Origin of the sequence: Dryocola baronae (assembly GCF_051297175.1) — a bacterium.
Taxonomy (GTDB): Bacteria; Pseudomonadota; Gammaproteobacteria; order Enterobacterales; family Enterobacteriaceae; genus Dryocola.
This window is the reverse complement of sequence record NZ_JBINNY010000001.1, coordinates 2,727,824-2,749,772: the sequence shown is the minus strand read 5'-3', so window position 1 is coordinate 2,749,772 and position 21,949 is coordinate 2,727,824. Positions and strand designations below refer to the sequence as shown.

The window sequence follows — 21,949 nt, the reverse complement described above, 5'->3', positions numbered from 1 at the left end:
TTCTAACCATGATGGAGAAAACCCGTGCCACATATCACCGTAAAACACTTTCCGCGCGAGCTGACGGAAGAGCAGAAGCAGGCGCTGGCGGACGATCTCAGCGAAGCCGTGAAGAAACATTTTGGTTCTAAAGACGCCTCGCTGTCGGTGGCGCTTATCCCCGTCGAGCAGGATCGCTGGAAAGAGGACGTCTACGACAAAGAAATCGCGCCGTCGTTGGAAACGCTCGCTAAAAAACCCGGCTACAGCATGTAAACGCAAGGATGGCCGGAAAGAAACTCGTGCGGTGACGCTTCCCGACCCGGCAAAAGTTATCCACAAAATCGGTGGATAACTCTGTGGGATTCTATGTAGATCGTTGTACGAAGCCCGGCGATCGGGCGGGTGAACGCTTCCCGGCCAACGGATTAAGGACATATATGAAAAAGCTCGTAATTTTTTTACACGGCGTGGGAAGTTCCGGCGCGGATCTGGCGGGGCTGGGGCTCTATTTTCAGCAGGTTATGCCGGAGGTTATTTTTGCTTCACCTAACGGCACCTCGCGCTTTGACGGCGGCGGCGAGGGCTACCAGTGGTTTAGCGTGATGGGCGTAACGGAAGAGACTCGCCCCGCGCGCATCGTTGAAGCCCGCGCGGCCTTCAATGAAACCCTCGACGCTATCTTCAGGCAGCACGACGTGACGCCGGGGAAAGACAAGGTGATCCTGCTCGGCTTTTCTCAGGGCTCGATTATGGCGCTGGACGCGCTGGTGACCGCACGTTTCCCGATGGCGGGCGTGGCGGCTTTCTCCGGGCGACTTTCGTCCCCGCGTCCTTACCAGCCTGCGGCGGGTACCGCTGCGCTGCTGGTCCACGGCATGGATGACCAGGTTATCCCCTGGTCCGAGAGCGAATCGGCCGCCGCTGCGTTAACGGAAGCCGGTGTGGAAGTGGAAACGCTGTTTGAACCCGGCGTGGTTCACACCATCAGCGCGGAAGGCGTTGCCAAGGCGATGGAGTTTATCATCCGCCGTTTCGATCTAACCTGATTCTGCCCGCCCGGTTCTGCCAGGAGCCGGGCATTCCTCAGTTCTCGCTCAGATCGCTCAGCAGGACGGCGATGCTCTTGCCGCCGTGGCTTTGCTCCAGGGCGATTTTCACCACGATAGTCAGCGGCACGGAAAGCAGCATGCCCACCGGGCCAAGCAGCCAGCCCCAGAATATCAGCGACAGAAACACCACCAGCGTCGATAAGCCTAATCCGCGGCCCATCATGCGCGGCTCGATAATATTCCCGATCACCAGGTTAATCACCAGGTAGCCCGCAACGACAATCATCCCTTCGTAGAAGCCGCTGAACACCAGCACCTGCGCGACGGGGGGAATGGCGGCCAGCACCGAGCCGATATTGGGAATGTAGTTGAGCGAGAAGGCGAGCAGGCCCCAGACGAACGCAAAGCGCACGTCCAGCGCGCCGAGCATCGCCCATACCACCACGCCGGTCACCAGGCTTATCGCCGTTTTTAGCACCAGATAGTGGCTGACGCTGTCGAGGCAGCGCTGAATCGCGCCCATCCCCTCGACGGGGCGGGCCATAAGCTGCTGAAGCTTTACGGGCAGCTGCGGAACCTCAATCAGCATAAAGACCACGGTCAGCAGCAGCAGGAAGATCGACGTCATGGCGTTGGAAAGCTGGGTGATAAGCCCGGTGACCAGCGTCATCGCCGAGTTGGGATCGATATATTTGAGCAGTTCATCCACCGAAACGCTGATGCCGACGCGCTGCAGCCAGGGTTCGAGAGTCTGCAAAGGCGCAACCAGCGACGAGCGATACTGCGGCAGGGTGCGCGCCAGTTCGTTAAGCGAGGTGCCGAGATAGGCGAGCAGCAGCACCATCGAAAGCACGATAATCACGACGACGAGCGTAATCGCCAGCACCCGCGGCACGCGCAATTTCTCGAGGCGGCGGATAACCGGGTTGAGGATCACCGCGATAAACAGCGCGAGGATAAAGGGCACAATGATATCCGCCGCTTCCTTCACGCCGGCCATGATAATGACCAGCATGCCGAGCATGATGACGACTTTTAAACCATTGAGCGTAATGATGGGTTTTGCCATGCAGGGGGGTCTCCGCGCGTCCGTGTGGGAGGGCAGCCCGACACGTCTATTTTGTCCGTAATTTCTCACTATAATACGGAGTATTCACCACTATTTTATTAAACGCCAACGTAAAGAAATGAAAATGAGAGGAAAATAAAACGCTGATATGGTACAAATTTGGCGTGTTTGACTACTGAGGACAATTTACTATCCGCAACTGATGAGAAGCAACAACGCGGATATGTTGTGAATACTATGGACATTATGTTTACGAACAAGCTGTTCAAAACGTTATTAATGAACCACCCCGTTATCTTTTCCCCTGCCTTTTCTTTATCCGGTGAACAACACTGGCGCAACGCGCTATAGTCCCGCTCTCCTGCATTCGCCATCAGGCACCTCGCGTGCGCTGTAAGGCCTTTTAACACTTTTTGTTCGGTTTGTTTGTCGCCTGAGGCGTTTATACAAACTGCGGCACCGTTATTTTCTCTGTCAGGAGAGAAATCATGATTTATTGGATTCTATTAGCTTGCGCAATCGCTGCTGAAATTATTGGCACCTTGTCGATGAAATGGTCAAGCGTCAGTGATAATAACTTCGGTTATATTTTCATGCTGGTGATGATCGCCGTTTCTTATATTTTACTGTCGTTTTCTATTAAGCGTATTGCCCTCGGCGTGGCGTATGCGATGTGGGAAGGGATCGGTATTCTGTTTATTACGCTGTTCAGCGTTCTGCTGTTCGACGAGTCAATCTCATTACTGAAAATTATAGGTTTAACCACTCTGGTGGTGGGCATTGCGCTGATCAAGTCGGGTACCACCGCAAAAAAGGCGCACAGCCAACCCGTAGCACGTGGAGGTAACCATGCCATCGTTTGAATGGATCCACGCGGCCTGGCTGCTGGCCGCCATCGTGCTCGAAATCGCGGCGAACATTTTTCTTAAGCATTCCGACGGCTTCCGTCGCTGGGGATATGGCGTACTTTCGCTGTTAGCGGTGCTCGCGGCGTTTAGCGCCCTGGCACAGGCGGTGAAGGGTATCGAACTTTCCGTGGCCTACGCGCTGTGGGGCGGCTTTGGTATTGCGGCAACGGTTGCCGCAGGCTGGATCCTCTTCGGCCAGCGTCTGAACCGTAAAGGCTGGATCGGTCTGGTTTTCCTGCTGATCGGCATGATTATTATTAAAGTTGCCTGATAAGAGATTCGACGCCGAAAACTTCCGAAAGTGTTGCTAAGCCGATCTGTGGGAAAAACTACCTGGCGAAATTTAAGCTTTAACTCTGGTTGATATGAGCATATGGTTTGCTATAACCATGTAAATTGCATGGTTATAGCGTTTCAACTCAGCAAACAGAGGACTTGTTATGGACATTAGCAGCTTGCTTTTGGATTTCAGAATAACCTCACACTGCGATCTCGGTTGCGATCTGTGTTTTCGCAACCCCGGTGTCAAAGATTCGTCTCTTTCCAGTGCCCTCAATGTTATTGAACGCATGTATCGAATGGGTTTTCGACGTATAGGTTTTACTGGTGGTGAACCGACGTCCAGAGCGGACTTCATTAATATGATTGAATATGCGAAACAGATGGGATTTATGACCTATCTATCCACCGTCGGACATCGTTTCGTAATGGATCATGAGCGGCTGAATCCGGTTCTGGACTGGGTTGGCATGCCAATCGACGGCATTGATAAGTACGTGAATACAGATATTCGCAGTGATAAAATGAGTAACCAGCATAGAGTCATTAAAAATATATTGACGTGGCTACCGAACAATAATAATCGTATTAATATAAAACTCACCACCGTAGTTTCCCAGTCAAATGCTAATCTGCTGAGCGATATTGTCAGCTGGATTGAAGAGCTTCCCTATAAAATTCAGGCCTGGCGGTTTTATCAATTCTGCCCGTTGGGCGTTGGGATAGAAAAAAGGGATAAGTTAGAAATAAGTACAGATGTATTTACATCTAAAATGAATATCTTGAAAAAGCAACACCCAGATATGCCCATCAGTTGGGCCACCTTCGAAGAGAGGGACAAAGCCAATGTCGTTATGGAACCCAATTTTGATATCATTATTCCCGACGGCGAAAAATATACCCTGTTGGGTAATATGTTAACAGATTCACCTGACAGGATTATAAATTCTATTTTTGGAAACGATGAGATCATGAGAAAATGTGAAAATAATCGTTTCTGGCTCAACGAAAGGGAGTTCACAGCATGAGATACAACTATCTTTATATGGATCCCTGGTCGGCAGATAAGAAAGAGGTTTTTAAGGAGCGGCAACCCCTTTATGTATGCCTATCCGGGAATTCCGGTGTAGGTAAAAGCACACTCTTGAAGAAATTATCTTCATGTTTATTTAAGGAGGATTCCTATACAATAGCCATAGACGAGAAAAGCGTTCACCATTCACTTCTTCCTTATCTGTTCGATGATACAAAAAACTATGGTTATCTTATTCAACTCAACTTTATGATACAGCGCGCTCTGATTATTAAATCCTGGCTGGATAAAGGGTTTAATCTGATAATGGAACGTTCTCATCTTGAAGATTATGTATTTGTCAATTTCATGTTTAAAGCTCAATACATTAGTAAAATGCAGCATGACACTTACATGAACCTTTGGAAAAGTGTCTATGAGTTGCTACCTGAGCCTGACATTATAGTTTTTATTGATTATTCCGTAAATTACTCACTTGCCCATCTCCAGGACGATGAAATACAGGGTGTCCGTCCAAAGGAATTTCCTGGAGAGGATGCAAAAGTAAAATGGATAAATGGCTGGCATAATGAATACCAGCATTTTATTGATAATCTTCCAGACCATCTTCGTCCACGAGTGATGATATGCAATCATCCAGATGAGATAGATGACTTTTCTGATAGAGTATTTCAGAAAGCAATGTTATTAAGGAAATAAAATGCGTCAGAGAATAATCGTGTGCCCTGTAATACAAAATGATGGTGAGTTTCTGCTGTGTAAAATGGCTTCCGATCGTGGAGTTTTCCCGGGTCAATGGGCTTTGCCTGGTGGCGGAATGGAACCCGGCGAAACAATGGAAACCGCTCTTAGGCGCGAAATCATGGAAGAGTTAGGGGATGAACTACTTATCACAGACATTAATCCTTGGGCTTTTCGTGATGACATCCGTACAAAAACGTATCCGGATGGCACTACCGAAGATATTTATATGATTTATCTTATATTTGATTGTGTAAGTGCTAATCGCGATATTACATTCAACGAAGAGTTCCAGGAAATTATCTGGATGCCACCTGAAAAAATAAAATCTTTGGATTTAAATGAAGCTACGCGGGTCACTTTTACTGAAAAAGGGATCATCTAAGGGATTATCCCCAGCTTCAAGGCTGGGGGTACCAATGGTCATATCTCGCTGAAACATTAACGCATTTCATCTGTTCTACTGGTTCGCCAGCTCTTCAAGCCTGTCGCGGAATCCCGTGACGGAAATCGCACGGTTGTCGGCCCGGTAGCGGTCTTTTGCCGCCGGTGCGGAGCTTTGCACGCCAATCAGCTGCCAGCCGTTATCCGTCTTGAGCATCAGCGGTGAGCCGCTGTCGCCGGGCAGGGTGTCGCACTGGTGCGAGAGCACGGTTTTTTGCGCCCAGCCGGTGACCAGGCAGTCGGTGTGGGTGTAGAGATCGTCAAGATGATCTTCCGGGTAGCCGGACTGGGTTACCTTGCGGCCCTGGGCCTTCATCGCCTCGGTTAACGCATCTCGGTCGCCTTCAAACAGCGGCAGCGGGGTAATGCCGGAAGGAGGATTATGCAGGATCACCAGGCCAAAATCGTGGGGAGCAGCGCCGGGCGGCACGATCCAGCCGTCACCGTCGGGCTTCAGGCGGCGGCCAAGCGAGCTTTCAACGCGCCCTTCAATATCGTGGATCTCATAGCGCCATTTCCCTTTATTAGAGATAAAACGCAGGGCGACCGCCTTGTCGGGCTTGCCCTTTGGCGGCTGTAGCAGGCAGTGTCCGGCGGTCAGCGCCAGATGTGGGGAAATCAGGGTTGCGGTGCATAAATTGCCGCTTTCGGTCTCGAGCTGACCAATTGCATCCCAGGGCGCGGCGGCGGGGTCGTTGACGTGGGTACGGTCATCGTGACCAAAGAACAGCGTCTTTACGTCCGCAGCGTTGTCGTCCGCCTGAGACAGGGCCGGAAGGAAGCATAGCGTTCCCAGCAGCAATACAACTCTTTTGCGCATATCACTCTCTAATGGGGCGATTAATTATGATTTTTGTATAAACCCGATGAATGTCTAACTATAGACGGGTCGCGCCGAAAGGGGGAGTAAAAACAGCGTACTACGCCTTTAAATCCAGAAGCTGAAGGTAATAATGCCGCAAATAATCAGCAGCGAGAGGATGATTTCAAAACCGTAGCGTCGCAGCATCATCCGCACTCCAGAAATAAACACCCGGCAAGCCGGGTGTTTTCGTTGGGACTTCGTTCTCCGGGAAACCCGGCTAACTTATGCTGCTGGCTGAGCAGCAGGTTTGGCTGCGGCAGGGGCGGCTTTTTTGTGGTGCTTTTTAGCGGCCTGCGCTTTCTGAGCGGGCTGTGCAGCTTCAGTTTTTACCGCTTTCTTGTGGTGCTTTTTAGCAGCCTGCGCTTTTTGCTCGGTAGCCGCTTTTTTGTGTTTTTTGTGATGCGTGGTTTTTGCTGGTGCTTTAGCCGGTGCGGCAGCGGTAGCAGCTGGAGCCGGAGTAGCGGTCGTTTCAGCGGCGAAAGCAGCAGAAGACAGACCCATCGCGGCGGCAACAACCAGTGCTAATACTTTATTCATCTCGACATCCTCGAATTTGTTTATGTGTGAACCCCCGTGGGGCCGTTGAGATGAACTATAAACTTGTGGATCAAGGGCTTCAGTGAGTGATTGGTATCGGCGTGTAACGCTATGTACGAAGTTTGTCGGATTTATGTCGGATGGCGATTCGCTTATCCGACCTACACGCAAACTGGCGTAGGTCGGGTAAGGCGAAGCCGCCACCCGACAATTAACTCACGACGATTAAAACTACAAATAACGCGCTTCCAGATGCTTACGGAAATAGAGCGGATTAAGATCTTCCCCCGTCGCATTGGTAATCAGCTGGGATGTGGTGAAACGGCTGCCGTGCTGCCAGATATTTTGGCGTAGCCAGTCGAACAGCGCGGTGAAGTTGCCCTCGGCGATATCGCTCTCAAGCTGCGGCAGCGCGCGTTTTGCCGCGTTAAAAAGCTGCGCCGCGTACATCGCCCCCAGCGTATAGGACGGGAAGTAGCCGAACGCGCCGTCCGTCCAGTGAATATCCTGCATACAGCCGTTGCGGTAGTTGTCTTTGGTCGACAGCCCCAGCCAGTGCTGCATTTTCTCATCCCACAGCGCCGGGATGTCTTCCACTTCTATTTCACCTTCAATTAGCGCGCGCTCAATCTCGTAGCGCAGCACGACGTGCGCCGGGTAGCTAACCTCGTCGGCGTCGACGCGAATATAGCCGCGCTCAACGCGCTGGTTAACGGCGATGAAGTTCTGCGCCTCAAAGGCGGGCTGCGTGCCGAAGCGGGCAACGACCTTTGGCAGCAGCAGCTTGAGGAATTCTTTGCTGCGGCCAAGCTGCATCTCGAAGAACAGGCTCTGCGATTCGTGGATCGCCGTTGAGCGCGCGTGGGAAACCGGCTGGCCCAGCCATTCGCGCGGGAGATTCTGCTCGTAGCGCGCGTGGCCGGTTTCGTGGATCACGCCAAACAGCGAGCTGATGAGGTCGCTTTCGTCGTAGCGGGTGGTGATGCGAACATCTTCCGGCACGCCGCCGCAGAACGGGTGCGCGCTCACGTCCAGACGGCCACCGTTAAAGTCAAAGCCCAGCAGTTGCATGGTTTCCAGCCCCAGCTCGCGCTGCGTTTCAATGGCAAACGGGCCGACGGGGGCAATCACCGATTCGCGGGACTGCTTATCGACAACCTTTTGCAGCAGGTCAGGCAGCCAGTCGCGCAGGTCGCCGAACAGCACGTCGAGCTTTTCGCTGGTCATACCCGGCTCGTAGAGATCGAGCAGCGCGTCGTAGCGTGATTTGCCCTTGGCGTCGGCGCGCAGCTGCGCTTCTTCGCGGCTGACGCGTACCACCTCTTTCAGGTTGGCGGCAAAGCCCTGCCAGTCGTTCGCCGGGCGCTGGGTGCGCCAGCCGTGTTCGCAGCGGGTGCCGACCAGCGACTTTTCTTCCACCAGCGAATCCGGCAGCAGGACGGCTTCCTGATACTGGCGCGTCATTTCACGCAGGTTCGCGCGCTCGACGTCGTTTAAGTCTTCCTGAGCGGCGGCCTGTAGCAGCGTGGCGATTTTTTTATCGGTGAGAATCTGATGCTGTAGCACGCTCAGTTCGGCGAGCGCTTCGCCGCGCGCGGCGCTGCCGTTTGGCGGCATGTTGGTGAACATGTCCCATCCGGCGATGGCAGAGAGATGTCCGAAGCGGGACAGGCGCTGGAAGGTGCGGGTGAGATGGTTATAGTTTTGCTTTTCCATAGGGCCTCGTGAGTGTTGTTAACGCAGCGAAAATAGCAAAAAGCGCTGCCAAACACGAGGCCCCGCAACGGTTAGTGTGCGCGGTGATGCAGGCGGGTTGCCACCAGTAGCGCAATCACCAGCAGCAGGCCGATAAAACCGGCGACGCCGGGCCAGCCAAACCGGTGCCAGAACACGCCGCCCAGCGTACCGGCGATGCTGGAACCGAGGTAATAGCTGAACAGATAAAGCGATGACGCCTGGCCTTTGGCGCGCCTGGCGCGCGGCCCGATCCAGCCGCTGGCGACGGAGTGCGCCGCGAAGAATCCGGCGGAGAACAGCAGCATCCCGGCAAAAATTACCGCCAGCGGCGAGAAGACGGTCAGCACCAGGCCCAGCAGCATAATGCCGGTGGAAAAGATCATCACCGGGCCACGGCCAAACTTCGCCGTCATCGCGCCCGCCTTCGGCGAGCTCCATGTACCGGTCAGATAGGCAACGGACAGCAGGCCGACGACCGCCTGGCTTAAGAACCACGGGCCAAGCATCAGCCGGTAGCCAATATAGTTAAACAGGGTGACGAACGCCCCCATCAGCAGGAACCCTTCGGTAAACAGCAGCGGCAGGCCCTGGTCGCGCCAGTGCAGGCGGAAGTTGATAAACAGCGTTTTCGGGCGCAGCGACGAAGGGCGGAAGTGGCGCGATTCGGGAAGTATTTTCCAGAACATCAGCGCCGAGGCCAGGGCAAAGCAGCCGATGGCCGCCACCGCGATGCGCCAGTTAAAGAAGTCCGTGATCACGCCGCTCAGCAGGCGGCCGCTCATGCCGCCGATGGAGTTGCCGCTGATGTACAGGCCCATCGAAAAGGCCACCACGCTCGGGTGGATCTCTTCGCTAAGGTAGGTCATGCCGACGGCGGCAACGCCGCTCAGCGACAGGCCAATCAGCGCCCGCATCACAAGGATGCCGTGCCAGCTGGTCATCATCGTCGACAGCAGCGTGCAGCACGAGGCCAGCAGCAGGGCGGTTACCATCACCGGCTTGCGCCCTATGGCATCGGACAGCGGCCCGGTAAACAGCAGCCCAATTGCGAGCATGGCGGTGGAAATCGACAGGGAAATACTGCTGCTGGCGGGGGATACGCCGAACTCGTGGGAGAGCACCGGCAAAATGGGCTGCACGCAGTAGAGCAGGGCAAAGGTTGCCAGACCGGCGGAAAACAGCGCGAGGGTAACGCGCATAAATTGGGGGGTGCCACGTTTGATATAGCTTGTTGCTGCCGGCTGTGAAGAATGACGTTCGTCAACGTCCCGTGCCGGGGCGGTGCTGACGGAGGATGTACGGCTCAAAATCAATCCTTAACGGTGCGCTTCGTGCTTGTGTCCCTCCAGAGTAGAAAATGGCGAATGTTCTGTCTAATATATTAATAATCTCAATTAATACTTTAAAAATATGAATATCGAATTACGCCACCTGCGCTATTTCATCGCCGTTGCGGAGGAGCTGCATTTTGGGCGGGCGGCGGCGCGTTTGCGCATATCCCAGCCGCCGTTGAGCCAGCAAATCCAGATTCTTGAGCAGCAAATTGGCGCACGGCTGCTGGCGCGCACCAACCGCAGCGTGAGCCTTACGGCGGCGGGCCAGCAGTTTCTGGCCGACGCCCGGCAGATTATCAACCAGGTGGATGCCGCCGCCGCGCGCGCCGAACGCCTGCATCACGGGGAAACGGGGGAGCTGCGCATCGGTTTTACCTCGTCCGCGCCCTTTATAAAGGGCGTTTCGGATAGCCTTTCGACCTTCAGAAAGCGCTACCCGGACGTTCATATCCAAATGCGCGAGATCAATACGCGCCAGCAGATCGCCCCGCTTAATGACGGCGAGCTGGAGCTGGGCCTGATGCGCAACACGCGCCTGCCGGATACCCTGGACTGGAAGCTGGTGCTGCGCGAGCCGCTGCTGGCGATGGTGCATCGCGATCACCCGCTTGCGGCGGCGAAATCCATTTCCTTGCAGGATCTGGCGCACGAGCCGTTTGTCTTCTTCGACCCGCACGTCGGGACGGGGCTGTATGACGATATTCTGGGGCTGCTGCACCGCTTCAATATTTCGCCTTACATCACCCAGGAAGTGGGCGAGGCGATGACGATCATCGGCCTGGTTTCCGCCGGGCTGGGCGTGTCGATTTTGCCCGCCTCGTTTAAGCGCGTGCGCGTCAGCGACGTGGTGTGGTTACCGCTCATCGAGAAGGAAGCGCAGTCGGAAATGTGGCTGGTGTGGCCGAAGCACCGCGAGCTGAGCGCCGCCGCACTTCGGATTACAGCCCTGTTAACCGAAGCGACTTCTGCGCTAAAATAGCGGCGAATGCGGTTGATTATGTGCGGTAAATCACAACCCTACGTAAATATTTGACTCATTCCCGGTAAGTGTTTCACCATAGCTAAAAGTTTATTTCGAAGCGCGAAAATAAAGGGAGTACCACGTGGTTGCTGATAGCCAACCGGGACATATCGATCAGATTAAGCAGACCAATGCGGGCGTGGTTTATCGCCTCATCGATCAACATGGCCCGGTATCGCGTATCGATCTTTCTCGCCTGGCGCAGCTTGCTCCTGCCAGCATCACCAAAATAGTGCGCGAAATGCTCGAAGCGCATCTGGTGCAGGAAACGGAAATTCAGGATCCCGGCAGCCGTGGCCGCCCGGCCGTGGGCCTGATGCTGGAAACCGAAGCCTGGCACTACCTGTCGGTGCGCATCAACCGCGGCGAAATTTCGCTGGGACTGCATGATCTAAGCAGCCAGCTTATCGTTGAAGACACGGTTTCCCTTCCGCTAGACGACCCCACGCCGCTGCTGGAGCGGGTGGTTATTCAGGTCGATCAATTCTTTATCCGCCATCAGGGCAAGCTCGAACGCCTGACCGCCATCGCCATCACGCTGCCCGGCATTATTGATACCGTGCGCGGCATCGTTCACCGCATGCCGTTCTACGACGTCTGCGATATGCCGCTGCGCGAAGTGCTTGAAAACCATACCGGCGTGCCGGTGTTTATCCAGCACGATATCAGCGCCTGGACCATGGCCGAAGGGCTGTTTGGCGCATCACGCGGCGCGCGCGATGTCATTCAGGTGGTTATCGATCACAACGTTGGCGCGGGCGTGATCACCGATGGCCGCCTGCTGCACGCGGGCAGCAGCAGCCTGGTCGAAATCGGCCACACGCAGGTGGACCCTTACGGCAAGCGCTGCTACTGCGGCAACCACGGCTGTCTGGAAACCATCGCCAGCATTGAAAGCGTGCTGGAGCTGGCCGAACAGCGCATGACGCAGTCGATGGGGTCGATGCTGCACGGTCAGCCGCTGACCGTTGAATCGCTGTGCGACGCGGCCCTGCGCGGCGATCTATTGGCGAAAGATATCATTCTGGGCGTTGGGGTGAACGTCGGACGCATTCTTGCCATCATGGTAAACCTGTTCAATCCTCAAAAGATTCTGATAGGTTCGCCGCTTAATCGCGCCGCCGATATTCTCCATCCCGCCATCACCAGCTGCATCCGCCAGCAGGCTCTGCCCGCATACAGCCAGCATATCGTCGTTGAAGGCACCCAGTATAACCATCGCGGAACCATGGCCGGGGCCGCGCTGGTAAAAGACGCAATGTATAACGGTTCGTTACTGATTCGCCTTCTGCAAGGATAATCATTTTCATTGATCCACTAAAAATTGCGCTATCTCAAACTGAACTTTCCCCGCATCTTTTAGACTTCCGGAACTGAATTATTCAATTTTCGATATAGTTTTTCGCGTATTACCTCCGGGAGTTACCATGCTTAAGCGTTTCTTTATCACGGGTACCGATACCTCTGTCGGCAAGACGGTGGTGTCCCGCGCCTTATTGCAGGCGCTGGCTGCCAGTGGCAAATGTGTAGTGGGCTATAAGCCGGTAGCCAAAGGCAGCAAAGAGACGCCGGACGGGCTGCGTAATAAAGACGCGCTGGTTCTGCAAAGCGTCTCCTCGCTGACGCTGCCCTATAGCGCCATTAACCCTATCGCCCTTAGCGAAGAGGAAAGCAGCGTCAGCCATAACAGCCCGGTTAACTACACGCTGCTGTCGGACGGGCTGGCACGGCTGGCGGGTCAGGCCGATCACGTAGTGGTTGAAGGCACGGGCGGCTGGCGCAGCCTGATGAACGATCTGCGCCCGCTCTCAGAGTGGGTGGTTCAGGAACAGATGCCGGTGCTGATGGTGGTGGGCATTCAGGAAGGCTGCATTAACCACGCGCTGCTGACGGCGCAGGCCATTGCCAACGACGGCCTGCCGTTGATGGGCTGGGTGGCAAACCGCATTAACCCAGGCCTTGCGCACTACGCCGAAATCATTGACGTACTCGGCAAAAAGCTGCCGGGGCCGCTGGTGGGTGAACTTCCGTACCTGCCGCGCGCCGAACAGCGCGACCTTGCGCAGTACATCGATCTATCCGTGCTCAGCGGCAGCCTTTGCGTAAACCGAGTACGGGCGTAGCCAGCGCGAAAGCGCGGAAGCCACCACGCAGGCGACCAGCAGGCCGGGGAGCAAAGCAAATTCCCCGGTCATTTCACAGACCATCAGCGTGGACATAATGGGCGCATGAGTGGTCGCCGCCAGTAACGTCGCCATGCCGGTTAGCGCCAGCAGAATAGCCACCGAATCCCCGCTTGCCTCCCACAGCCCGCAAAATTGCCCGAACGCCATTCCCAACGCCGCGCCGACGAACAGCGTCGGCGTAAAGACCCCGCCGGGCGCGCCCGATCCGCTGCTCGCCAGCACCGCCGCCAGCTTGCAGAGTAAAATTCCCGCAACAAAAAGCAGCGCAGGCGGGCGCGATAAAAACGACTGCACCACGCTGTAGCCGTTGCCCCACACCAGCGGCGTAATCAACGAGAGCAGGCCGACCACCAGCCCGCCCAGCGCCAGCTGTAGCGCGGGCGTCAGGTGCAGCTTTCTAAATCCTTCGCCGCTTTTCGCCATCATCCACAGGAAGAGCGGCCCGGCGAGTCCCGCCAGCACGCCGAGAACGCCCATCAGCCCGTACTGAACGGGCAGCGGGGCGCTGAGCAGTTTTACCGTATAGAGCAGCGTCTGCCCGCCGCTCAGTAGGTTAGTCACCAGCAGGGCGCTGACGGCGGCAATAACCACCGGCCCGAGCGAGGCGAGCATCAGCGTGCCAAACAGAATTTCGGCGATGAACAGGCTGCCCGCCAGCGGCGCATGATAGGCGCTTGCCATCCCCGCGGCGGCCCCGCAGGCGACCCACAGCTTCCATTCATCTTCGCGGGTAAAGCGCTGGGCAACGACCGAGGCGAACACCGTCGCCAGTAAAACCATCGCCCCTTCGCGGCCGATAGCGCTGCCGCTTGCCACCACCAGCAGCGAGGCGGCGGATTTCACCAGGCTTGCGGGCACGTCCAGCCGCCCGTCGCCGGTTTCTATCGCTTCCATATAATCGGTCGGCGCGCTGGGCCGCTGGCGCGTGGCCCGCTGCCAGCCCCACAGCAGCAGGCCCGCGAGCAGGCCGCCAATCGCTGGAGTGATAAGCCTCCGCCAGGGCGGCAGCGCGGCGGCGGCGGCCACGAGGCTGCCGCTGTGATCGCCAAGGAAAATACCTTCGAGGAAATACATCGACTGGCGGAACAGCCAGACGACAACCGCAGAGGCGATGCCTATCCCGACGGCGAAAACCAGCCGTCGCAGCATGCCTTGAATGTCAGGGAAATGGTGTAAGCGGTGCATGGTGCGATTGTAAGGCGGCGAAGCGTCAGTGTCACCGCCTCGATACATCTATTGCCAGCGGCGGCGGTACTCGCCGGGCGAAACGCCAAAGCGCCCCTTGAACGCGGTGGAAAAATGGCTGTGGTCGGTAAATCCCCAGTGGTAGGCGATGCCCGCCAGCTTCTCGCCGACGCCAGCGCTGCGCAGCGCCTGGGCGCAGAAATCCAGACGGCGGTTTTTAATAAACTGCGCAACCACCAGCCCCTTGTCCGCGAACATGCGGTACAGGCTGCGAACGGACATGCCCGCTTCGCTTGCGATCCACTCGGGGCGCAAATCTTCCGACTGGATATTGGCGTCAATCAGGGCCATCACGCGCTGCAGCTGCTTTTCGCGCTTCGACTGCTGCACGTCGCGGGCCTGCAACACCGGGCGCAGCAGGCAGATGATGGCCTCAAGCGCGGCTTCACTTTCGCAGGCGCTAAGCGTGGGGTTTTTCATGCTTTCATGCAGCAGCCGCTGGCTGAGCGTGACCACCGGCAGGTCGGCATGCAGCCGCCGGGCGCAGGGAATGTCGCCGGTGCGCAGGTTTTGCTCGAGCAGGTGGCGCGGCACTAAAAGAGAGATCTGCTTTGCACGCCCGGAATAGGTGAAAGCGCTCGGGCGCGAGGCGTCAATCAGGGTGATATCGCCCTGGCGCAGTACGGCCTGGCCCGCGCCTTGCTCCATCACCGCTTCGCCCTCAAGCTGAAAAACCGTGTAGAACCAGGCGTCGTTACCGCGTGCGACCTCCAGCTGGGTGCGCAGCAGCCGGGCGCTGGCGATATCCACCACGCTGAGCTTCATGGCGTTGGCGTGATATTCCTGCAGGCTGCCGTGAAAGCCGCCGTCGAGCGGCTGCCCGGAAAAGTGGCCGCAGGCGCGGTTGACGTGCCCCAGCCAGCTTTCGAAACGGTCGTTGTTGCCTGTCTCTGCCATCGTTCACCTCACCGGCCATGCCGCAATGTCGTTCATAGTTACAGGTTGCGCGATGCGGGAGAAGCCCTTCGCGTCTGGTATAGGAATTAACTATAGATAAGCGGCATCGCAAAACGGCGACCATTGTCGCCAAATGCGCGGGCTGTCACAGGGAGCAAAATCATTGGCAGGCGCAGAAAAACCTAACGGGCCGCTCGCGCCTAAACTGGAGAGAGAACGGTTTATCACGATGATAAGGAAAAATGATGTCCGAACAATCAGTTGCGGTTCTCGAGTCAGTCAAAAGCTTCCTGGCGCGCCATCACGGGCTGTACATCGACGGACGCTGGCAGGAATCAACCAGCGGCGCGCGGCTTGCCGTCTTCAACCCGGCAGACGGACGGCAAATCGCCAGCAGCGCGGACGCCGATGAAAAGGACGTCGACATAGCCGTGACCTCCGCCTGGCGCGCCTTTACCCGCGGCGTATGGGCCAACATGCTGCCCGCCGGGCGTGAAAAAATCCTGCTGCGTTTTGCCGATTTGCTGGAGCAAAACGCCGAGGAGCTGGCGCAGCTCGAAACGCTCGAACAGGGCAAATCCATTAACATTGCCCGCGCTTTCGAGGTGGGCTGCACGCTGAACTGGATGCGCTACACCGCCGGGCTGACTACCAAAATCAGCGGCCGCACGCTGGACGTTTCCATCCCCATGCCGGAGGGCGCGCGCTACCAGGCCTGGACGCGCAAAGCGCCGGTGGGCGTAGTGGCGGGGATCGTACCGTGGAACTTCCCGCTGCTGATCGGCATGTGGAAGGTGATGCCCGCGCTCGCCGCCGGGTGCTCCATCGTCGTCAAGCCGTCGGAAACCACGCCGCTCACGCTTTTGCGCATGGCGGAACTTGCCAGCGAAGCGGGCGTGCCGGACGGCGTATTTAACGTGGTCACCGGCAGCGGCGCGGGCTGCGGACGCGCCTTAACCGCACACCCCCTCATCGCCAAAGTCAGCTTCACCGGCTCAACCGCGACCGGCAAAGGCATCGCGCGGGCGGCCGCAGATCGCTTAACCCGCGTGACGCTCGAACTGGGCGGCAAAAACCCGGCTATCGTGCTGAAGGACGCCGATCCGGCGATGGTCATCGAGGGGCTGATGGCGGGCAGCTTCCTGAATCAGGGGCAGGTGTGCGCGGCCAGCTCGCGCATCTACATTGAATCGCCGCTGTTCGACACCCTGGCGAGCGGCTTCGAGCAGGCCGTCAAATCGCTCAGCGTCGGCGCGGGCATGGATACCGGCACGCACATCAACCCGGTGGTTTCCAAAGCGCACCAGCAGAAGGTTGCAGGCTACCTGGACGACGCGCGCCGCAGCAACGCTGAACTTGTTTCCGGCAGCGGCGGGCCGGGCGGGGAAGGGTATTACATCGCGCCCACGCTTGTGATTAACCCTTCGGCCGGGCTGCGCCTTAGCCGCGAAGAGGTTTTTGGCCCGGTCGTGAATTTGGTGCGGGTGAAAAGTGCGGAAGAAGCGCTAGAGCTTGCCAACGACACCGACTACGGCCTGACCGCAAGCCTGTGGACAACCAACCTTTCGGCGGCGATGGACTACACCGCGCGCATCCAGGCGGGCACCGTGTGGGTAAACAGCCACACGCTTATCGACGCCAACATGCCGTTCGGCGGCATGAAGCAGTCTGGCACCGGCCGTGACTTTGGCCCGGACTGGCTGGACGCCTACACCGAAACCAAATCGGTCTGCGTGCGCTATTAGTGAGCTATTGGCACCTGCCGAATCGACCTGAGCCGATTTGGCAGGTATATTTTGCGCCATATCGCGACACTTCGCGTCCACGCAAAAAAGGTAACTCTATGGCTAAGCATCCTGTCGGCAAATATCTGCGCGCACCGGTCACCTCCCACGAAAAAAACGTGCTGATTTACGTCGTTCGCGGCTCGCAAATTGAGCACATGCCGCCGGACGAAGACGAAGATTATCCGGGCGATATGCAAATGCTGATGCCGCAGCTCACCCGCGATTTTGACGCCGAGCTTAACGGCACGCTTGAGGAATGTGAATCGGGCGACGTGATCGTATTTATGTGCACCACGGATCTTATTTTTGAATATGGCTATTCGAAAATTAAAGAGATGGCTAAGGCGAAATAAAAAAAACCACTGCCCGAAAGGAGCAGTGGTTATATCGTCAACATCTACGCGAAAAAAGCTGTCTTAGTGGAAGCCGAGGCGCATTAATTCTACCGGCTCGTACTGTCCTTCAACCCCTTCAATTTCGACGCACTTAGCGCGGCGAATTTGCTCAGCTGTTTTCCCTTCGCCGTGAATAGCGGTAATCACACCGGTATGCCCTGTGCCGTTAATCATTACGCGGCTGCCGGTGGTAATGGCGTTTCTGTTGCGATCGTAGGTCATCGTCATATCTTAGCTCCTCTGACTGTCAGGAATTTTTCGATCGGCCATATTTTAAAAATCGAGGGGCTGAAAACCTTAATCAAGATCAAAAAGAGGAGTATTTGTGTGATGAATGTCGCATATCGCGGCCGTCGGGTGCAGGAGGAAGGAACGAGCGTTGATGAATAAGGCCCCGCGGTTTCGGGGCCAGCTGGGGAGAGCGACGCTTAGTGAGCGTAGAAAATATCACCCTTCATGGCGCGTAATATCTTGCCTTCCGCATCGGTAATCAACACGTAGTTGCCGCCCATATAGGTCCAGTGGCTTCCCGCTTCCGGGGCCGGAAGGTGCCTGATTTGCCAGGCATCAATCTGATAAGGCTTGGAACGATAGAGATCCGGCGCGATATCGCCAATGGCAAAATGCTTATAGTCAGCATAAAACTCTTTCACTTCGTAAGAGCTGTTGTCGCTGCTTTTCGGCGTGGCGGCGGGGGCGGGTTCACTGTAGGCGTGTGCGGAAAAGGCGACGGGCAATCCCATTAACAGAACTGATAGCAAAACGGCTTTCGACTTGCGCATAACTTCTCCACTTGTAGAACAATCTTGTTATTGGCGTTCTTGTAAAGACAACGGAATCAACGGATTTACTCACCCAGCGCGTTGATTTTTTTAACTTCCACGGCGGGAAGGCCGACTTGACGCGTTAGCGGCCAGGTATCATCACCCAAAAAAGCCTGTCGAATGATGAACAAACGTAACACGATAAGAATGAATGCGGGTGACGATCGCGACAAGGTGAAGCGGAAAAGAAATTACTCGACGTCGTTTAAGCGGGGTTGAGCTTGCGCAGGGTATTTTGAACGGGTGGTGGGATCTACGCACAATAATCAGCATTATCGTCGTGGTTTCATTAAAAAAATAACCAAACACAATCCATGCATTTCATACCGTCACCCAGAGTGGCGGTTTTTTTTGCCCGTCGTTTTTGCCCATAAAAAAAGCCCCTCGTAAATGATTTTTACGAGGGGCCTGGTTGGCGGGGGCATGTCACCTTTCATTAGTCATCCCATTTGTGGCTTAAGTAAGCAGCAAGAAAACCGGAGAAAACGATAAAACCCAGTACTGCTACAAATACGTTCATATTACCCAGCATAATTAATCCTCCTGAATGCAAATATGTATGGATATACCTCTCGTTAATTGAAGTTGACTCATCAGAGTGGAACCATCATACCGGTTATAAGTTAAACAAAGGCTAACTGCCGGTAAATTATTCAGCTGGTGAAGTAAATGTTTTGCGGTAAGCCGCAGGAGAGGTGGCGAGCCGTGTCCGAAAATGGTGGCGCAGCGTCGCAGCGCTGCCGAATCCCGCCTGTTCCGCTATTTTCTCAACGGACAGCCTGCTGTTTTCCAGCAGATCCCGGCTCCGTGCCAGGCGAACGTTTAACAGCCATCTGGCCGGCGTGCTGCCGGTTGCCGCCTCAAAACGTCTTAAAAAGGTGCGCGGGCTCATGCCGGTGAATTTGGCGAGCGAGGCCACGCTGTGTTCCTCGGCCAGATTTGCATGCAGATAGTCAAACAGCGGCCCCATGCGGTGGCTTTCGTACGCCACCGGCACGGCCCGTTCGATAAACTGCGCCTGGCCCCCGTCGCGGTGCGGCGGCACGACCAGGCGGCGGGCGACGCTGTTCGCGGCGCCGCTGCCGTAATCGCGCCTGACCAGGTGCAGGCACAGGTCGATGCCCGCAGCGCTGCCTGCGGAGGTCAGCACGCTGCCGTTGTCGATATACAGCACGTCAGGGGTCACGTTGATAAGCGGGTAGCGCTGTTGGAGCAGGTCGGTGTAGCGCCAGTGGGTGGTGGCGCGCTGGTTGTCGAGCAGGCCCGCCGCCGCCAGCACGAAAACGCCGGAGCAAATAGACAGTATTCTTGCGCCGCGCTGATGTGCCGCCGCAAGAGCGCTGCACACCTCCACGGGCACCGGCGCATCGGCACCGCGCCAGCCCGGCACGATAATCGTTCCCGCTTCGTCAAGCAACTCAAGGCCGCCGTCCACCGCCAGGCGAATGCCGCCGGTTGCCCGCAGCTCGCCTTTATCGATCCCCGCCACGGCAAAGCGATACCAGCCGGCGCCCATTTCCGGGCGGGCGAGGCCGAAGATTTCCACCGCCACGCCAAATTCGAAGGTACAAAGCCCGTCATAGGCCAAAGCGACAACTAAAGGGTTTTTCAAGGCGGCACCTGCGGGGACGATTGTCATGATCTTCACGCTATATGGCATTCCTGCCACCTGTCAAGGCGGGGCGACGGCTCTATAGTGGTGGCTCAACCACAGAGGAGCGACTATGAGCAACGTTACCGAATACCAGGCCGCCGCACCGGAAATCGCCGCCGCCCATTTTCTTCAGCGCCTGAACCTGGAAACGGACTGCGATGACGTCCATTCTTCGATGAAGGAAGGGGAAATGGACTTCGTGCTGCTGCACGTCGTTGGCTCGCCGGAAGCCTTCGCCCGCCGCCACATCCCCGGCGCGCTGCACCTGCGCCACCGGGATATTAACGCCGAGCGCATGAGCGAATGGCCCGCCGACACGCTGTTCGTGGTGTACTGCGCCGGGCCGCACTGCAACGGGGCCGACCGCGCGGCGTTGAAGCTCGCACGCCTGGGCCGCCCGGTCAAAATCATGATCGGCGGGATAACCGGTTGGGCGGACGAAGGGTTTGAATTTGCGTGATGGGTTTTAGGTTTTTGTCGGGGGTGATATGCCGGATTTGTCGGATGGCGCTAGCGCTTATCCGACCTACGTTCCTGGTTTTGTAGGGTGGATAAGCGCAGCGCCATTTACAAAAAATTCCAGGGAAACCATCAGTACCGTAGGGTGGATAAGCGCAGCGCCATCCACCAAAAAATTCCAGGGAATGCATCAGTACCGTAGGGTGGATAAGCGCAGCGCCATCCACCAAAAAATTCCAGGGAATGCATCAGTACCGTAGGGTGGATAAGCGCCAGCGCCATCCACCAAAAAATCCCAAAGAAAATCCCTCGATAACAGGTTACCGAGGGTTGCAGAGTGCAGTATAAAAATAAGCGAATAAACACTAAGGCTAACTTCAGAGGAACAGATTTTAAGTTAACATGATGTTAAATTAATATCTACTTTTTCGTAACAATTAAGGAATTTGCAATGTCACTGTACAGCGAAACCAAAGCGCAGTTCGTCCTCGGCCTGCACAACCTGAGCGCGATCCTTGAAAAGGGCGCCGCCTGGGCGAAAGAAAACGGCAAGAGCGAAGCCGCGCTGCTAGAGCTAAAGCTTGCGGAAGATATGTTCCCGCTGGCGCGTCAGGTGCAGGTCACCAGCGATATGTCCAAACGCGCGATTGCTCGCCTGGCGGGCGTCGAAGCGCCGGTAATGGAAGACACCGAAACGACCATCGCCGAACTACAGGCTCGCCTTGCCGCCACCATCGCGTGGATCGAAAGCATTGCCGACGCGCAGCTTGAAGGCGATGACGAGCGCGAAATTCTGGTCAAAGCCCGCGAGCACGAACTGCGCTTCACCGCCCGCAGCTTCATCTTCAAATTCGCCGTGCCGAACTTCTACTTCCACTTCACTACCGTCTACGACATCCTGCGCCAGGCCGGTGTCCCGCTCGGCAAACGCGATTTCTTGGGTAAAATTAACTGAGTTTGAGCCGCGCTTATTTCCCGGCGTGATTTTTAGCTGCTGAATATCAAACCCCCTGCCGAATCCTCGACAGGGGGTTTTCTTTTATACGGCGAATGGCGCAAAGGCCTGCTTGCCCTATAAATTCACGGTGGGTTTCGGGGTTCTGTTGCGCATGTGCCTGACAACGGGCTGGTGCGTGCGCGGATCAAAATAGCGGCTCGGCCAGATGGATTCGGCGGGGACGCCAATTGCCTGGCTGATGAGCATTTCGCCCTTGGCCCACGGGCGCGACAGGGCGTTAGCAAGCGTTGATGAACTCAGGCCCGCCGCGCGGGATTGGGCGGCCAGCGAGGTGCCTTTTTTACGCAGCGCGGCGATGATATCCGCCGGGTGCCAGTCCTGTTGAAAGGGCAAAAATGTGGGGCTATGTGAAAGTTTCACGGGGATCTCCTGGGTGATTAGGATGACCACCAATGGAGCTGCGAAACTCTTGATTGGTGGTGACTCAGACAAGGTTCGCAGTACCGGTCACCTAGGAAACCCGGCCAGCCCGAAGGCTGCCCTGA

General features: G+C 56.2%; 28 protein-coding genes. 15 read left to right on the top strand and 13 right to left on the bottom strand.

Annotated elements, in window-relative coordinates; genetic code table 11:
- Window positions 1-24 precede the first annotated feature (24 nt).
- On the top strand, window positions 25-255 hold the full coding sequence (pptA, locus tag ACSPHG_RS12955; protein ID WP_435953933.1) for a tautomerase PptA: 231 nt from the start codon (window positions 25-27) through the stop codon (window positions 253-255).
- A gap of 164 nt (window positions 256-419) precedes the next feature.
- A complete protein-coding gene (locus tag ACSPHG_RS12950) occupies window positions 420-1,028 on the top strand; it encodes an alpha/beta hydrolase (protein WP_435953932.1) in 609 nt (202 codons plus the stop codon).
- 37 nt (window positions 1,029-1,065) lie between these two features.
- Here ACSPHG_RS12950 and ACSPHG_RS12945 read toward each other — a convergent pair whose 3' ends face one another.
- On the bottom strand, window positions 1,066-2,100 hold the full coding sequence (locus tag ACSPHG_RS12945) for an AI-2E family transporter (protein WP_435953931.1): 1,035 nt from the start codon (window positions 2,098-2,100) through the stop codon (window positions 1,066-1,068).
- A gap of 237 nt (window positions 2,101-2,337) precedes the next feature.
- Here ACSPHG_RS12945 and ACSPHG_RS24280 point away from each other — a divergent pair, with 237 nt between their 5' ends.
- The 6 genes from ACSPHG_RS24280 (at window position 2,338) to nudI (ending at window position 5,446) form a co-directional block, all read left to right on the top strand.
- Window positions 2,338-2,451 (top strand): protein YdgV, encoded by a 114-nt coding sequence (locus ACSPHG_RS24280; RefSeq protein WP_494516576.1) that lies wholly within the window; start codon window positions 2,338-2,340, stop codon window positions 2,449-2,451.
- Window positions 2,452-2,585: 134 nt separating this feature from the next.
- A complete protein-coding gene (gene mdtJ, locus ACSPHG_RS12940) occupies window positions 2,586-2,963 on the top strand; it encodes a multidrug/spermidine efflux SMR transporter subunit MdtJ (protein WP_435956013.1) in 378 nt (125 codons plus the stop codon).
- On the top strand, window positions 2,950-3,279 hold the full coding sequence (mdtI, locus tag ACSPHG_RS12935) for a multidrug/spermidine efflux SMR transporter subunit MdtI (protein ID WP_435953929.1): 330 nt from the start codon (window positions 2,950-2,952) through the stop codon (window positions 3,277-3,279). The genes mdtJ and mdtI overlap by 14 nt, the downstream gene beginning before the upstream one ends.
- A gap of 169 nt (window positions 3,280-3,448) precedes the next feature.
- Window positions 3,449-4,315 (top strand): radical SAM protein, encoded by an 867-nt coding sequence (locus ACSPHG_RS12930; RefSeq protein ID WP_435953928.1) that lies wholly within the window; start codon window positions 3,449-3,451, stop codon window positions 4,313-4,315.
- Entirely contained in the window at window positions 4,312-5,019 is a 708-nt protein-coding gene (locus tag ACSPHG_RS12925; protein ID WP_435953927.1) for a deoxynucleoside kinase, read from the top strand. Before ACSPHG_RS12930 ends, ACSPHG_RS12925 begins: the two co-directional genes overlap by 4 nt.
- A gap of 1 nt (window position 5,020) precedes the next feature.
- Window positions 5,021-5,446: a nucleoside triphosphatase NudI gene (gene nudI, locus ACSPHG_RS12920; RefSeq protein ID WP_435953926.1), complete on the top strand. Its 426-nt coding sequence runs from the start codon at window positions 5,021-5,023 to the stop codon at window positions 5,444-5,446.
- A gap of 75 nt (window positions 5,447-5,521) precedes the next feature.
- Here the strand turns inward: nudI and ACSPHG_RS12915 are convergent, their stop codons facing one another.
- The 5 genes from ACSPHG_RS12915 to ynfM all read right to left on the bottom strand — a co-directional run bounded on the left by ACSPHG_RS12915 (window position 5,522) and on the right by ynfM (window position 9,951).
- Window positions 5,522-6,325, bottom strand: a complete 804-nt coding sequence (locus ACSPHG_RS12915) for a trypsin-like serine peptidase (protein WP_435953924.1) — start codon at window positions 6,323-6,325, stop codon at window positions 5,522-5,524.
- A 108-nt stretch (window positions 6,326-6,433) separates the two neighbouring features.
- A complete protein-coding gene (gene ydgU, locus ACSPHG_RS24275; protein WP_494516570.1) occupies window positions 6,434-6,538 on the bottom strand; it encodes a small membrane protein YdgU in 105 nt (34 codons plus the stop codon).
- Between the two features lie 54 nt (window positions 6,539-6,592).
- Window positions 6,593-6,907 carry an acid resistance repetitive basic protein Asr gene (gene asr, locus ACSPHG_RS12910; RefSeq protein WP_435953923.1) on the bottom strand — a complete coding sequence of 105 codons (315 nt, stop codon included), beginning with the start codon at window positions 6,905-6,907 and terminating at the stop codon, window positions 6,593-6,595.
- A 231-nt stretch (window positions 6,908-7,138) separates the two neighbouring features.
- Window positions 7,139-8,623 (bottom strand): carboxypeptidase M32, encoded by a 1,485-nt coding sequence (locus tag ACSPHG_RS12905; protein ID WP_435953922.1) that lies wholly within the window; start codon window positions 8,621-8,623, stop codon window positions 7,139-7,141.
- Window positions 8,624-8,694: 71 nt separating this feature from the next.
- Window positions 8,695-9,951 (bottom strand): multidrug efflux MFS transporter YnfM/SxtP(Kp), encoded by a 1,257-nt coding sequence (ynfM, locus tag ACSPHG_RS12900; protein WP_435953921.1) that lies wholly within the window; start codon window positions 9,949-9,951, stop codon window positions 8,695-8,697.
- A gap of 103 nt (window positions 9,952-10,054) precedes the next feature.
- Here ynfM and ynfL point away from each other — a divergent pair, with 103 nt between their 5' ends.
- From ynfL to bioD, 3 genes are all read left to right on the top strand, one after another.
- Entirely contained in the window at window positions 10,055-10,957 is a 903-nt protein-coding gene (ynfL, locus tag ACSPHG_RS12895) for a multidrug efflux transcriptional activator YnfL/SxtR(Kp) (RefSeq protein ID WP_435953920.1), read from the top strand.
- 124 nt (window positions 10,958-11,081) lie between these two features.
- The gene (gene mlc / locus ACSPHG_RS12890; protein WP_435953919.1) at window positions 11,082-12,299 is read left to right on the top strand and encodes a sugar metabolism global transcriptional regulator Mlc; all 1,218 of its coding nucleotides are present in this window, start codon (window positions 11,082-11,084) and stop codon (window positions 12,297-12,299) included.
- A gap of 127 nt (window positions 12,300-12,426) precedes the next feature.
- Window positions 12,427-13,122 (top strand): dethiobiotin synthase, encoded by a 696-nt coding sequence (gene bioD / locus ACSPHG_RS12885; protein ID WP_435953918.1) that lies wholly within the window; start codon window positions 12,427-12,429, stop codon window positions 13,120-13,122.
- Here bioD and clcB read toward each other — a convergent pair.
- Both clcB and feaR read right to left on the bottom strand, forming a co-directional pair.
- Window positions 13,075-14,370, bottom strand: coding sequence for a voltage-gated ClC-type chloride channel ClcB (clcB, locus tag ACSPHG_RS12880; RefSeq protein WP_435953917.1), 1,296 nt, complete (start codon window positions 14,368-14,370; stop codon window positions 13,075-13,077). The two genes, bioD and clcB, sit on opposite strands and share 48 nt — an antisense overlap.
- Window positions 14,371-14,418: 48 nt before the next feature.
- Window positions 14,419-15,327, bottom strand: coding sequence for a transcriptional regulator FeaR (feaR, locus tag ACSPHG_RS12875; protein ID WP_435953916.1), 909 nt, complete (start codon window positions 15,325-15,327; stop codon window positions 14,419-14,421).
- 245 nt (window positions 15,328-15,572) lie between these two features.
- On the opposite strand from feaR, the gene ACSPHG_RS12870 reads away from it, so the two are divergent.
- Together ACSPHG_RS12870 and ACSPHG_RS12865 are read left to right on the top strand one after the other, a co-directional pair.
- Complete coding sequence (locus ACSPHG_RS12870) at window positions 15,573-17,072, top strand: aldehyde dehydrogenase family protein (protein WP_435953915.1); 1,500 nt, start codon at window positions 15,573-15,575, stop codon at window positions 17,070-17,072.
- A 98-nt stretch (window positions 17,073-17,170) separates the two neighbouring features.
- Entirely contained in the window at window positions 17,171-17,467 is a 297-nt protein-coding gene (locus tag ACSPHG_RS12865) for a hypothetical protein (protein WP_435953914.1), read from the top strand.
- Between the two features lie 63 nt (window positions 17,468-17,530).
- On the opposite strand, the gene ydfZ is transcribed toward ACSPHG_RS12865, so the two are convergent.
- The 4 genes from ydfZ to ftrA form a co-directional block, all read right to left on the bottom strand.
- Window positions 17,531-17,731, bottom strand: a complete 201-nt coding sequence (ydfZ, locus tag ACSPHG_RS12860; protein ID WP_435956012.1) for a putative selenium delivery protein YdfZ — start codon at window positions 17,729-17,731, stop codon at window positions 17,531-17,533.
- Window positions 17,732-17,937: 206 nt separating this feature from the next.
- On the bottom strand, window positions 17,938-18,291 hold the full coding sequence (locus ACSPHG_RS12855; protein WP_435953913.1) for an RcnB family protein: 354 nt from the start codon (window positions 18,289-18,291) through the stop codon (window positions 17,938-17,940).
- A 478-nt stretch (window positions 18,292-18,769) separates the two neighbouring features.
- Window positions 18,770-18,865: a protein MgtS gene (gene mgtS / locus ACSPHG_RS12850; protein ID WP_435953911.1), complete on the bottom strand. Its 96-nt coding sequence runs from the start codon at window positions 18,863-18,865 to the stop codon at window positions 18,770-18,772.
- A gap of 117 nt (window positions 18,866-18,982) precedes the next feature.
- Entirely contained in the window at window positions 18,983-19,993 is a 1,011-nt protein-coding gene (gene ftrA / locus ACSPHG_RS12845; RefSeq protein WP_435953910.1) for a transcriptional regulator FtrA, read from the bottom strand.
- Between the two features lie 64 nt (window positions 19,994-20,057).
- Between ftrA and ACSPHG_RS12840 the strand changes: the two genes are divergently transcribed.
- Both ACSPHG_RS12840 and ACSPHG_RS12835 read left to right on the top strand, forming a co-directional pair.
- The gene (locus tag ACSPHG_RS12840) at window positions 20,058-20,447 is read left to right on the top strand and encodes a rhodanese-like domain-containing protein (RefSeq protein ID WP_435953909.1); all 390 of its coding nucleotides are present in this window, start codon (window positions 20,058-20,060) and stop codon (window positions 20,445-20,447) included.
- Between the two features lie 450 nt (window positions 20,448-20,897).
- Window positions 20,898-21,401, top strand: a complete 504-nt coding sequence (locus ACSPHG_RS12835) for a DUF1993 domain-containing protein (RefSeq protein WP_435953908.1) — start codon at window positions 20,898-20,900, stop codon at window positions 21,399-21,401.
- A gap of 117 nt (window positions 21,402-21,518) precedes the next feature.
- Here the strand turns inward: ACSPHG_RS12835 and ACSPHG_RS12830 are convergent, their stop codons facing one another.
- Window positions 21,519-21,824, bottom strand: a complete 306-nt coding sequence (locus ACSPHG_RS12830; RefSeq protein ID WP_435953907.1) for a helix-turn-helix domain-containing protein — start codon at window positions 21,822-21,824, stop codon at window positions 21,519-21,521.
- Window positions 21,825-21,949: the final 125 nt, after the last annotated feature.